This is a genomic window from Lysinibacillus cavernae, from assembly GCF_009724685.1.
Lineage (GTDB): Bacteria > Bacillota > Bacilli > Bacillales_A > Planococcaceae > Lysinibacillus > Lysinibacillus cavernae.
Genome location: NZ_WMEF01000006.1, coordinates 15,994 through 28,889, shown reverse-complemented (window position 1 = coordinate 28,889; position 12,896 = coordinate 15,994). Strand labels below are relative to the sequence as shown.

Below are 12,896 nucleotides of genomic sequence, written 5' to 3'. Positions count from 1 at the left end.
TGAAGGAGTGGTCAAAATGACAGTTCAACAAGAAATGAAAACGCTAACACATTTTATCAAAGGAGAAGAGGTAGCTGGTACAAGTGGTCGATATGCAGAAGTTTATAATCCTTCAACAGGTGAGGTCATTGCTAGAGTACCTCTTGCTTCAAGGGATGAGGTAAAGCATGCTATTGAGCTTGCAAAAGAAGCCTATCCGGCATGGAAAAAATTATCTATTGGTAAAAGGGTAGAAGTGCTGCATCGATTCCGTCAACTCTTAGTAGAAAAACAGCAAGAGCTTATTGATGTGATTTGTCAGGAAAGTGGTAAAACAAAGGAAGATGCGAAAGGCGAAATTATTCGTGGCATTGAATCTGTTGATATGGCGATTAGTGCTCCGCAAATGCTAAAAGGGGAGTACTCCGTCAATGTAGGCGGTAATATTAATGCCTTTTCTGCCAAGTCACCACTTGGCGTAGTGGCAACCATTGCCCCATTTAATTTCCCTGTTATGGTACCACTTGCTATTACAAGTATGGCAGTTGCTGTGGGGAATGCTGTTATTTTAAAGCCATCTGAACGTGTACCTATTTCTGCGTTATATTTAAGCCAATTATGGAAAGAGGCAGGGCTTCCTGATGGTATTTGGACAGTTGTCAATGGTGATAAAGAAGCGGTCAATGAACTGCTAGAAAACAAAGAGATTCAAGCCATCTCATTTGTTGGCTCAACACCAGTTGCAGAATATATTTATCAAACTGGCACAAAGCATAATAAACGTGTTGCAGCATTTGGTGGTGGAAAGAACTTTATGATTGTTATGCCAGATGCCAATCTAGAACAAACGGCAAATGCCTTTTTAGGAGCCGCATATGGTGCAGCATCTCAGCGCTGTATGGCTATTTCCGGTGCGATTGTTGTCGGTAAGGATACTGAACAACGTTTTACGGAACTATTAAAAAGTAAAATTTCTCAACTAAAGGTTGGGGCATATACAGAGAAAGACGTCGATTTCGGACCAGTGATCACTAAACAATCGAAGGAAACGATTATACGTTTTATCGATGGGGCAGTCACTGAAGGGGCAAATCTTGTCATTGACGGAAGAAATCCAAAAGTATGTGAAACGTCTAATGGTTTTTATCTTGGTCCAACGCTACTTAATAAGGTCACACCAGAAATGACGATCTTCAAAGAGGAGGTTTTCGGCCCAGCACGTATTGTAGTGGGGGTTGAAACATTACAAGAAGCCATCGACTTAATAAATGTGCATGAGCTTGGCAATGGTGTAACGATGTTTACAAGCAGTGGAGCAGCTGCACGTAAGTTCCAAGAAGAAATAGAAGTAGGTATGGTAGGAATTAATGTGCCGATTCCAATTCCTGTTGGTTATCACAACTTTGGTGGATGGAAACGATCTAAATTTGGTGAAGGGCATATGTTTGGTCCAGATCAAGCGAGATTCTTTACAAAAGCAAAAACAATTTCTGAACGATGGCCAGATGAAACAGAGGATACAACAAGTTCCTTTGCATTCCCAAGTAATAACGATGTGAAAAGCTAATGTAGTAAAAATAATAGTGAGGGGTGTTTAGTATGACGCAGACAAATCTTAAAAGTGATGTATTAGCAAAAGATGAGCAATATGTATGGCATTCAATGAAACCTTATAATCCACAGGCCACATATGTAGTGGAGAAATCTGATGGTGCAAGAATCATCGATACAGAAGGTGTGGAATATATAGATGCGATGGCCGGTCTATGGTGTGTAAACGTGGGATATGGACGTAAAGAATTAGCAGATGCTGCTCATGAGCAAATGATGAAAAATGCTTATGCACCTTTGTCTCAAGGACATTTGCCAGCAGTGGAATTAGCTGAAAAGCTAAATGAGTTGCTTGGTGGAGATTATGTTATTTTCTTCTCCAATAGTGGGTCAGAGGCGAATGAAACAGCTTTTAAAATAGCTCGACAATACCATCAGCAAAAGGGGCAAAGCTCCCGCTATAAAATTGTCTCTCGCTACCGAGCTTATCATGGTAACTCCTTTGGAGCATTAGCGGCAACGGGGCAGGCAGAGCGTAAATATAAATATGAGCCACTATCACCTGGCTTTATCCATGTTGCACCGCCAGATCAATATCGAGAGCATGAAAGTGATGCTAGTGCAGCATTAGATTTGGCGAGTGTAAAAGCTGTAGACAAAACGATGACATGGGAACTAAGCGATACGATTGCGGCTATGATCTTAGAGCCTATTATTACAGGTGGCGGTGTCATTATGCCCCCAGAAAACTATTTAAAAGGCATTGAGGAAGTATGTAAAAAACACGGTGCATTAATGATCGTGGATGAAGTTATTTGTGGCTTTGGTCGAACAGGTAAGCCTTTTGGATTTATGAATTATGGCGTAAAACCAGATATTATTACGATGGCTAAAGGGATTACAAGTGCTTATTTACCATTATCAGCAACAGCGGTGAAACGTGAAATTTATGAGGCGTTTACGGGTTCAGATGCATACGGCTATTTCCGCCATGTGAATACATTTGGTGGCTCTCCAGTGGCATGTGCAGTCGCATTAAAAAATATTGAAATTCTTGAGCAAGAAGCGTTGTTCGAGCGTTCCAATGAAATTGGTGCTGCAACACTTCAAACTTTGCAACAAGAATTACAACTTCATCCGAACGTAGGAGATGTGCGAGGCAAAGGTTTATTGATTGGGATTGAATTAGTTGTGGATAAAACCTCAAAAGAACCATTACCAGTGGAGAAGGTGAATGCTGTCATTGCAGCATGTAAAGAGCAAGGAGTCATCATTGGGAAAAATGGAGCAACCGTTGCAGGGTTTAATAATGTCTTAACATTATCACCACCACTTAATATTGCACAAGAAGATCTTGAACGCATACTTGATGTGGTTGTGAATAGTATAAATAAGCTGTAAGGAATGTTGATTTAGGTTCTAAAAGCCTTGTAGTAAAGGCTTTTAGAACTTTTAACTTCAGCAAATACTATTGTACTGAAAGTGAAATGCCTAGTACAAAATCGTTTAGAGGTGAAGGTACTTATATTGCCACAATCATAACCTTTCGTGGGCAAGTTAGAATGGAAGCAAAAAAGAATTTTTAAATGAATGAGTAATTGTAGATAATCCCCCCATATAACAAGTGGAAAATGTAATTGTACATTATCTACTTGCATTTTTGTTTGTGCTCCTAGTTCTCAACTTTGAACATATACCCTTTATAAGATTTGTGAATGATCATGACAATCCCCATAAGCATGAAATTGGATAATAGCGAACTTCCACCATAGCTTAAAAATGGCAAGGTAACACCTGTGACAGGTAATAACCCAATGGTCATGCCAATATTTTGAGTAATTTGAAAGGCTAGTAAGCTTGAAATACCTGCCCCCATTAAAGTCATAAAGGGGTCCCTCGCTTCTACCGTAATAAGAACAATGCGATAGATAACAAAAAATAGTAGGGTAATGACCAATGCTCCGCCAACAAACCCCAATTCCTCCGCAATAGCTGAGAATATAAAATCGGTATGCTTTTCGGGTACATAGATGTCGTTATTGAGGTAGCCTTTGCCAACAAACTCCCCAGATCCTATGGCTAAAAAGCCTTGGCGTACTTGATAAGAAGAATCTGTATATTCATAAGGCTGAAGCCATCCATAAATTCGAGAAATTTGATGTCCTGATAAGGCACCTAAAATCTTCACCGTAAAAAAATCATTAAATCTGACAAAGAGCACTACAACTGTACTGATAATAACTAAAGGGATGGCAGTAAAAACGGCGAGTAACTTTCTTTGAATACCTGAAAAGAAAAGCATTGGTAAAATCATTGCCATATATAACATGACCATACCTGTATCGGGTTGTTTATAAACTAGAAGAGTAGGAGGAAGGATGATAAGCCCGATTTTTACTAGTAGCCATAAATCTGCTAGATAAGAGGGGCGTACATTTTTCTCTTGATGAGCAATAATGACCTTACTCACAACAATTAGAAAGGCAAACTTTAAAAATTCCGATGGTTGAAGGGAACCTAAAAACGGTATTTGATACCATGATTTGGCTTCGTTGATCGTCCTGGCTATACTCTCGGGTGCTACAATGAGTCCAGCAGTTAACGCAACTATCAACCCATAAAATGGCCAGCCAATTTTCTTTAACTGTTCAATATCAAGTAGGGATATTCCGAACATGATGATTAAGCCGATGAGATAAAATATGAATTGCTTGATGATAAAGGAACTTGAATATTGTTCAAAATTTACACTACTAGAGTGCACAAAAAGACAGCTAACGCCACCTAGTAGAAGAAAGCTTACTACTAAACTTCCATCCAACCTTTTGAGTTGAGACAAATGTAACACCTCCGTTCTCTATTAATACTATAAACGTTGGGAATGTATGGAAGGTTGCGGTGGCAGAAATAGTATAAATAAGGATCTATTGTAGGGAGTCATTTGCGTGGTAAATTACCTATATAAAACTAGATAATGGGCATAAATTCTTAATTCTTCTTACAATCTTTACAAAAACATAACACTGGCTTTATATCTTCATACTATCATTATTGGTAAGAGTTGGAGGAGGAGCCAAGGATCATGCATTTTTTTCGTTTCATTAAGGTGAAGGACAAGTTACTTGTACTCATGATTGTTTGTGTATTATCGAATGTGTTGCTAGGTGTATTTAGTGTGGATTATTTAAGGAAAATGTCGTGGCATGCAAGTGAGAGTTACACACAGGGACTTGTCCCAATCGGTTGGCTAAATGAGCTAGAAGAATCACAGCGTCAATTAGATTTAATAGTAGATGCTAAAGGTGACTATCAAGAAATGACTGTTATTTTAAAAGATATGGCACAGCCTTTAGCGCATCTGGATAGCCAAGAAATGGATAAAAAAATGAGTCATCAAATCAAAAAATATAAGTCTTTGCTGAAGAGGCAGGGAGAATTGATTGAGGGCTATAAGCAATTGAACCAAGGTGAGGTAGAGCAGTTTTATTTAGAGATATTTCTACCAATAAGTCAGGAGAGCCATACATTATTAGAAGAAACACAAAATTATTTAGTTGAAAAAGCTAAAAACCAACAAAAGTCTTATCAAAAAGATGTGCAATTTGGTTATTGGTTACTAGGTGGCGTATGCTTAGCCGTTGTGTTGCTTGTCATTTTAATTGGATTTATTGCGACTAAGGCAGTTAATGTGCCAACTCGCCAATTGAAGTCATTATTAAAACGAGCAGAACAAGGCGATTTCACTGCGAATGCGAGTTATGTGGCCCATGATGAGCTTGGTGAGGTAGTACTGTCCTACAATCAAATGGTCACAGAGGTGAAACACCTACTCCATACTGTAACGGATAGTGTCTATGAAGTAGAAGAAATGACAGGTAAATTGCAGGAATCCTCAGAGCAATCATCAACAACAACGTTAAAAATAGCAAAGGATGTACAATCTATTTCAGATTCAACGGCTGCTTCTACTAGTAAATTAGCTTCCAATACGGCTTCTTTAGAGGAAGTTTTAAATGATGTACAGGTCATTTTAGAAAAAGTGCAGGTCGTGGAAAGCTTTGCGCATCAAACAGCCCGAGATGCTGAGAGTGGGACTGAAATTGTACAAGCTAATTTAATGCAAATGCAGGCGATAAAGCAAGCAGTAGAAAAATCAAATACAGCTATCTTTAATTTGGTTGAACGTGCATCATCGATCGATCAAATGATTGAGGTCATTGAAAAAATAACAGCACAAACCAACTTACTAGCGTTAAACGCGTCCATTGAAGCAGCTAGAGCAGGAGAACATGGAAAGGGATTTGCGGTTGTAGCCAATGAGGTGCGGAAGCTTGCGGAACAAACAGTCCAATCAACACAAACGATTACATCTATTGTACAGAATATCCATTTAGATTCGAGCTACGCAGTACAAATGATGGAAGGTGTGTTGGGAGCTACTGAAAAAGGTGTTGCCGTAACAGGACAAACAGCGACAAGTTTCGATCAAATTTTAGAAAAAGTACATACAATTAAGCCATACATTATGGAAGTATCTGTTACAGTTCAAGAGATTGCCACTCACACAAAGAAAGTGAGTGAGGATGCAGTAATGTTAACAGCTATATCGGATACGAACGCCGTGTCCACTAAGCATGTTGCTACGTTAACAGCAGACCAATTAACAGCCCAGCAACAATTCCATAATTATATTAAAGAATTGCGCAAAGTATCAAAAGTTTTACAAATAGCTGTCAAACGTTTTTCAATATAATTTACTATTAAAGAATAATGTTGAAAAGGAGTCTTTTTTGCAGAAATTAGCAAAGAAGATTCTTTTTTTGCGTGATTACAAAACTAGTTTATAAAAGATTTAATTATCTGTATTTTTGAGGTGTACAAATGTGTTTTATATATTTTTGTAGCACAATATTTTTTGTGTGCACATATACTGAAAGTAAGGGATTGTATGTTCTTTTTAATGAATGATGTTAATATAATTGTTGTATTTTCAAAACGAACACATTATAATGAATTTCATTGAAAGTGTTATTAAATCAATGTTTATCAATATATATATGTACTTTCTGTGAGTACAATTGTTCATATGTGGAGGTTTTGAGAAATGAAAAAGATTATTGTTACTGGAGCACTTGGTCAAATTGGTTCTGAACTAGTAGAAAAACTTCGTGGTATTTATGGAGAGGACAATATACTTGCCACAGACATTAGAAAGCTTGAACATACTAAGGGCCCATTTGAAATACTGGACGTTACAGATGGACAAAGAATGCACGATTTAGCAAAGGACTTCGGTGCAGATACAATGATGCATTTAGCAGCATTATTATCGGCCACAGCTGAAAGAAATCCATTGTTAGCTTGGAATTTAAATATGGGCGGTTTAATGAATGCATTGGAAGTTTCTCGTGAGTTGAATATGCAATTTTTCACGCCAAGTTCGATTGGAGCATTTGGCCCATCTACACCGAAGGAAGATACACCGCAGGATACTTTGCAACGACCAACAACCATGTATGGTGTGAATAAAGTAGCGGGTGAGTTATTATGTGATTATTATTTCAATCGTTTTGGTGTCGATACACGTGGTGTTCGATTCCCTGGATTAATTTCCTATGTAACACCTCCAGGTGGTGGCACAACTGATTACGCAGTAGAAATTTTCTATGAAGCAATCGAACAAGGTAAGTATACATCTTATATTCAAGAAGGTACGTTTATGGATATGATGTACATGCCGGATGCTTTACAAGCTATAGTAGATTTAATGGAGGCAGATGGTAGTAAGCTAATTCATCGCAATGCCTTTAATATTACAGCGATGAGCTTTGAACCATCACAAATCGCGGCTGAAATCAAGAAGCATTTACCAAATTTCACAATGGATTATCAGGTTGATCCAGTGCGTCAAGCCATTGCAGACAGCTGGCCAAACTCTTTAAATATTGAAGCCGCTCAAAAAGAGTGGGGCTTCAAAGCAGAGTATGATTTAGCCAAAATGACGTTAGATATGTTAGAAAAACTAAAAATTAAACTGCATAAAAAGGCAATTTCCTAATAGTTAAGAGAACGGATGTAGAATTAGTCTACATCCGTTTTTTATATGTCCAGTAAAGAAAATTATTGGCATATATAGATAAAATGATACAATTAAAATATAATAATATTCGGAATATTAATAGTATTCAGTTAAATTGATGCTACTACTATTTCATAAGGGGAAATTCACAAAACGAGGGGATGATGGATTTTATGATGCAAGCGCCATTAGTTTTAACTAGTTTTTTCAAACGAGCAGAGAGCTATTTTGCACGAAAAATGATTATTTCACGGACAAGCCCACACAAAATACACCGTTTAACATACGGAGAGTGGGCGAAAAGGACACGTCGTTTGGCAAATGCCCTTACAAAACTAGGGATGACAAGGGGAACAAAAGTCGGTTCCTTTGCCTGGAATCAGCACCGTCACTTAGAAGCCTATTTTGCTGTACCTTGTTCAGGGGCTATTTTACACATGGTAAATATTCGTTTATCAGAGGAGCATTTAATCTATATTATTAATCATGCAGAAGATGAGATTTTAATGATTGATGTGGATCTATTACCAATTATTGAAGCTATCGCGCCAAAGCTGAAGACTGTAAAACATTATATTATTATGACAGATGATATAACTTTGCCAAAGACAACATTATCAAATGTTTTATCCTATGAGGAGTTATTAGCAGATGCTGATGAAGGATTTCAATTTCCAGAGGATATTGATGAAGAAACGCCAGCTGGAATGTGCTACACAAGTGCAACTACAGGTAATCCAAAGGGAGTTGTCTATTCACATCGAGGTTTAGTATTACACAGCCATATGCTAAGTATGACTGATTCCATGGGGATTGCAGAAAGAGATATTGTAATGCCAATTGTTCCAATGTTTCATGCAAATGCATGGGGGTTACCGTTTGCTAGTGTCAATGTTGGAGCCACACAGGTGCTCCCAGGTCCACAATTTACATCAGCACTAATTATCGATTTAATTGAACAAGAAAGAGTGACATTAACCGCTGGTGTACCAACAATTTGGATAGGAGCATTACAGGAGCAGGAAAAGAGAGAGCGAGATATTAGTTCATTAAGAGCAATATGTTGTGGCGGCTCAGCTTCACCAACTAAACTCATCCGTACTTTTGAGGAAAAGTACGGTATACCTTATATTGTCGTGTATGGCATGACAGAAACTACACCAATTGTGGCATTGTCCAACTATATGTCGTGGATGGATGATTGGCCAATTGAAAAGCGTATTGAAGCTCGAGCAATGCAAGGAATGACGATGGCAGGTATCGAATCTAGTATCGTCAATGAGAATGGAGAGGTAGCATGGGATGGGGAAACGATGGGTGAATTACGCTTGCGCGGTCCATGGATTTCGCATGAATACTATCGTGATGAACGAACAGCAGATGCCTATCGAGATGGCTGGTTATATACAGGAGACATTGCAGTACGAACAGCAGATGGCTTTATTAAAATAATGGATCGTACGAAGGACTTAATTAAATCTGGTGGGGAGTGGATTTCCTCTGTTGATTTAGAGAATGCATTGATGACTCATCATGCAGTGTTAGAAGCTGCTGTCATCGCCATGCCGCATGCTAAATGGCAGGAACGTCCATTAGCTTGTGTTGTATTAAAAGGAGGACAATCTGCAACTGAACAAGAGCTTCTTGCATTTTTAGAAAATCAATTTGCCAAATGGTGGGTACCAGATGCGGTCGTATTTTTAGAAGAAATTCCAAAGACATCCGTTGGGAAATTCCTAAAAGCGAAACTGCGTGATAATATCGCAGAAATTTATCCTAAAATATTGGTATAGTAAAAATAGCGATTTCCATAAGAGGAAGTCGCTATTTTTTGGATTTATTTAGTTAACATCTGAAAAACTTGCTCAACGTCTTTATCGCCACGACCTGATATGTTAATAATAATGCTTTCCTCAGGAGATAGAGATGGCGCTAGTTTTAGAGCATATGCAACGGCATGTGCGCTTTCGAGGGCAGGAATAATTCCTTCAACTTTTGAAAGCACTTGAAATGCCTCTAGAACCTCTTCATTTGTCACGGTAACATACTCAGCGCGGCCGATTGTTTTCAAATGGCTATGCTCAGGTCCAGCGCCTGGATAATCTAAACCAGCAGCAATCGAGTATGTTGGTAGTGGATTTCCGTCTGCATCCTGAAGCACTAAACATTTGAAGCCATGTAACTCTCCTGGCGTTCCTTCGTTTAATGTAGCAGCTTTGTCTGGCTCTATCCCAATAAGACGAACATTTTCATCTGCAATGTAATCAGCGAATGCGCCAATAGCATTACTACCGCCTCCAACACAGGCAAGGACAGCTGTCGGAAGTTTTCCTTCTTTTTCTAATATTTGTTCACGACTTTCGCGGCTAATCACTGATTGAAAATGCTTAACCATGGAAGGGAACGGGTGTGGTCCAACTGCAGAGCCTAGTAAATAGAATGTTGTTTCATAGTTCTCGACTAAGTCAGCAAATGCTTCATCAACTGCATCCTTTAGGCGCCCTTGCCCTTTATCAACAGCTATGACTTTCGCGCCAAGAAGCTCCATACGAAACACGTTCAATGCTTGACGTTTCGTATCTTCCAAGCCCATATAAATAGTGCAATCCATTCCAAACATTGCACAAGCAGTAGCTGTTGCTACACCATGTTGACCTGCGCCTGTTTCTGCAATAACGCGATTGGCCCCCATACGTTTGGCTAGTAAAATCTGTCCCAATACATTATTGATTTTATGTGAGCCTGTATGGTTAAGATCTTCACGTTTTAAATAAATTTTTGCTCCATCCAATTGCTTTGTTAGATTTTCTGCAAAATAAAGAGGGGATTGACGACCGACATATTCACGAAAATAGTAATCTAATTCTTTCTTAAAGCCTTCATCATCTTTATATTTTTGGAAATTTTCATCTAGAACATTTAATACATGTTGAAGCTCCTTTGGAACAAAGCTTCCACCAAATTCACCGAAATATCCTTTTTTCTCTACTACTACTTTACTCATCTTTACTCGACTCCTCTATGCTAATTTTTTCCATAAAAAAAGCCACTCCAATCCTCATAAAAAGGACGAGTAACCGTGGTGCCACCTTCATTCGCAATTTTTGCGCGCTTTCTTACTCCGGTAACGGGGAGTGAATCGGCCTTACATTTGATAAGGCTGCTCTGAAGTCCATTCACAAGTACGTACTACTGGTTTGCACCAACCACCAGCTCTCTTTAAAGTAACAATGCTTGCTACTACTCTTCTTCCTTGCATTTATTAGAAAGAATTGTAGATTATTTTCAAAATAGTGTCAAGAAAAAAAGACGAATCTAGAAAGACTCGTCTGTTAAATCAAATTTTTAAAGTGAAGGCGTTTATTAAGTACATACATAATCGGTGCACCAACCGCTAACACAACGAATTCACCTGCTGCCACTGTTAGCCAAGTCCATAAGAATGGTAGTTCTAAGGCTAAGTTCAACTCAAAGGCAATGATAAACATAGTGCATGTAAATAAAAAGGTATTAATGATTAAACGTGCCCAAATATTTTTGACAAATTTACAGATTAGAATGAACAGACCAAGTGTAATCATGGAGTGACCGACACCAAACACTAAATCGTATATGCCAAGTGGTGAAAAAAGATTGGAAATAAATACACCAATAATGATTCCTACGGCAAAGCGTGGGTTAAAGGCCACTAAATGGTTAAACATCTCGGATACTCGGAACTGCACCTCTGTAAAACCAAATGGTGCAACAAGCATAGTTACAGCAATATAAAGCGCTGCAATAATACCACTTGCTGCTAAAAATTTTATCTTCATATTCATTTCTCCTTAGTTTTTTTGCGTGGGATGGTTACGAACCACGGTGCTTTCACACAAGTAAATATTTTATTATACATGTCCTGCTGAAGTCAAATGTCAGACTTTTGTCCAGATGGGCTATCTTCGAAAAATTGTCATAAATATTTTTACTATTTTTTAAAAAGAAATCGAATAACTAAAATAGCGTAGTTTAGCGGTTTAAAGCGCCAAATTGAATGAAAAACAAAAATATTTTGTCACTTTTAAAAGTCAGAACATTCATAATGTTATTGACGGAGCTCGATAATCACGATAATATAGCGATACATTCACACTTTGTTTGGATAAAGTGTGATAGATATTGAAGAATATAATCGGGGGGATTAGTTGTGAACAGTCATTTAAAAAAGCTGTCATTCCTTCTAGTTGGGTTAGTGTTACTACTTGCTGCTTGCGGTAGTGGCGGTTCTAGCTCAACTGATTCAAAAGGGAATGAAACAAACAATGCAAGTGAGAGCGGAACTGCAGACGATAAAACATATAAAATAGGGATTACTCAAATTGTAGAGCATCCATCGTTAAACGCGGCAACAGAAGGCTTTAAAAAAGCAATTGAAGATGCAGGCTTAAAAGTTGAGTACGATTCACAAATCGCACAAGGCGATAACAGTCTTAATACAACGATCGCTAACAATCTAGTGAGTGCAAACGTAGATTTAATTTTTGCTAACTCTACACCTTCTGCACAAGCAGCGGCTACAGCTACAGGAGATATTCCAATTATCTTCACTTCTGTAACAGATGCTGTTGGTGCACAGTTAATCGAATCAATGGAAAAACCGGGAAAAAACATTACAGGTACAATCGATTTACATCCCGAAACAATTTCTAAAACAGTAGCATTCCTAAAAGAGCTGGGCGCGAAAAAAGTCGGCATGGTCTACAATGCTGGTGAGCAAAACTCTGTAGCACAAGTTGCAGAAGTAAAAAAGGTTATGGGTGAACAAGACTTAACCGTGGTAGAAGCATCAGCATCAACTTCAGCAGATGTAAAACAAGCGACAGAATCTTTAATTGGTAAAGTAGATGCATTCTATATTATTACTGATAATACAGTAGTTTCTGCTTTAGAATCGGTAATTGATGTTGCCAATACAAATAAATTACCACTGATTGTAGGAGAACTAGATTCTGTAGCGCGTGGTGGTTTAGCTGCTTATGGATTTGAATATTTCGATATTGGTTATGAAGCAGGTCAAATGGCTGTGAAAATTTTAAAAGGTGAAGCTACACCTGCCGATACACCTGCACAGTACCCACAAAATCTAAAACTATTAATCAATAAAAAGGTAGCAGATGATTTAGGAATCGAAATAAAAGATTCTTGGGGTGCAGAAATTCTAGATAAGTAAAGCGAAGCGGGGGAAAAATATCCCCGCTTCATCTTCATTTACACGCGGTATGAATAATAAAAAGGTTTAGGAGATGAT

At 38.2% G+C, this 12,896-nt stretch carries 9 protein-coding genes, 1 riboswitch and 1 other annotated feature; of the genes, 6 read left to right on the top strand and 3 right to left on the bottom strand.

What is annotated here, in order from left to right; genetic code table 11:
- The first annotated feature begins 16 nt into the window (after nt 1–16).
- A complete protein-coding gene (locus GJU32_RS13325) occupies nt 17–1,546 on the top strand; it encodes a CoA-acylating methylmalonate-semialdehyde dehydrogenase (RefSeq protein ID WP_155592449.1) in 1,530 nt (509 codons plus the stop codon).
- A gap of 32 nt (nt 1,547–1,578) precedes the next feature.
- Nucleotides 1,579–2,931 (top strand): aspartate aminotransferase family protein, encoded by a 1,353-nt coding sequence (locus tag GJU32_RS13320; protein ID WP_155592448.1) that lies wholly within the window; start codon nt 1,579–1,581, stop codon nt 2,929–2,931.
- Nucleotides 2,932–3,202: 271 nt separating this feature from the next.
- Here the strand turns inward: GJU32_RS13320 and GJU32_RS13315 are convergent, their stop codons facing one another.
- The gene (locus GJU32_RS13315) at nt 3,203–4,369 is read right to left on the bottom strand and encodes an FtsW/RodA/SpoVE family cell cycle protein (RefSeq protein WP_155592447.1); all 1,167 of its coding nucleotides are present in this window, start codon (nt 4,367–4,369) and stop codon (nt 3,203–3,205) included.
- 243 nt (nt 4,370–4,612) lie between these two features.
- Between GJU32_RS13315 and GJU32_RS13310 the strand changes: the two genes are divergently transcribed.
- The 3 genes from GJU32_RS13310 (at nt 4,613) to GJU32_RS13300 (ending at nt 9,402) form a co-directional block, all read left to right on the top strand.
- Nucleotides 4,613–6,283: a HAMP domain-containing methyl-accepting chemotaxis protein gene (locus tag GJU32_RS13310; protein WP_155592446.1), complete on the top strand. Its 1,671-nt coding sequence runs from the start codon at nt 4,613–4,615 to the stop codon at nt 6,281–6,283.
- A 351-nt stretch (nt 6,284–6,634) separates the two neighbouring features.
- Nucleotides 6,635–7,588: an L-threonine 3-dehydrogenase gene (locus GJU32_RS13305; RefSeq protein ID WP_155592445.1), complete on the top strand. Its 954-nt coding sequence runs from the start codon at nt 6,635–6,637 to the stop codon at nt 7,586–7,588.
- Nucleotides 7,589–7,782: 194 nt separating this feature from the next.
- Nucleotides 7,783–9,402 (top strand): long-chain fatty acid--CoA ligase, encoded by a 1,620-nt coding sequence (locus GJU32_RS13300; protein ID WP_155592633.1) that lies wholly within the window; start codon nt 7,783–7,785, stop codon nt 9,400–9,402.
- A gap of 44 nt (nt 9,403–9,446) precedes the next feature.
- Here the strand turns inward: GJU32_RS13300 and trpB are convergent, their stop codons facing one another.
- Nucleotides 9,447–10,613: a tryptophan synthase subunit beta gene (gene trpB, locus GJU32_RS13295; protein WP_155592444.1), complete on the bottom strand. Its 1,167-nt coding sequence runs from the start codon at nt 10,611–10,613 to the stop codon at nt 9,447–9,449.
- A 58-nt stretch (nt 10,614–10,671) separates the two neighbouring features.
- Nucleotides 10,672–10,872: a binding site (T-box leader), on the bottom strand.
- A gap of 69 nt (nt 10,873–10,941) precedes the next feature.
- The gene (locus tag GJU32_RS13290) at nt 10,942–11,424 is read right to left on the bottom strand and encodes a QueT transporter family protein (protein ID WP_155592443.1); all 483 of its coding nucleotides are present in this window, start codon (nt 11,422–11,424) and stop codon (nt 10,942–10,944) included.
- Nucleotides 11,425–11,430: 6 nt separating this feature from the next.
- Nucleotides 11,431–11,475, bottom strand: a riboswitch (PreQ1 riboswitch).
- A gap of 320 nt (nt 11,476–11,795) precedes the next feature.
- Here GJU32_RS13290 and GJU32_RS13285 point away from each other — a divergent pair.
- Entirely contained in the window at nt 11,796–12,818 is a 1,023-nt protein-coding gene (locus GJU32_RS13285; protein ID WP_155592442.1) for an ABC transporter substrate-binding protein, read from the top strand.
- The last annotated feature ends 78 nt before the right edge of the window (nt 12,819–12,896 follow it).

Coding starts and splice junctions, on each gene's coding strand:
- GJU32_RS13325 (WP_155592449.1), top strand. CDS start 17: ATGACAGTTCAACAAGAAATGAAAACGCTAACACATTTTATCAAAGGA.
- GJU32_RS13320 (WP_155592448.1), top strand. CDS start 1,579: ATGACGCAGACAAATCTTAAAAGTGATGTATTAGCAAAAGATGAGCAA.
- GJU32_RS13310 (WP_155592446.1), top strand. CDS start 4,613: ATGCATTTTTTTCGTTTCATTAAGGTGAAGGACAAGTTACTTGTACTC.
- GJU32_RS13305 (WP_155592445.1), top strand. CDS start 6,635: ATGAAAAAGATTATTGTTACTGGAGCACTTGGTCAAATTGGTTCTGAA.
- GJU32_RS13300 (WP_155592633.1), top strand. CDS start 7,783: ATGATGCAAGCGCCATTAGTTTTAACTAGTTTTTTCAAACGAGCAGAG.
- trpB (WP_155592444.1), bottom strand. CDS start 10,613: ATGAGTAAAGTAGTAGTAGAGAAAAAAGGATATTTCGGTGAATTTGGT.
- GJU32_RS13290 (WP_155592443.1), bottom strand. CDS start 11,424: ATGAAGATAAAATTTTTAGCAGCAAGTGGTATTATTGCAGCGCTTTAT.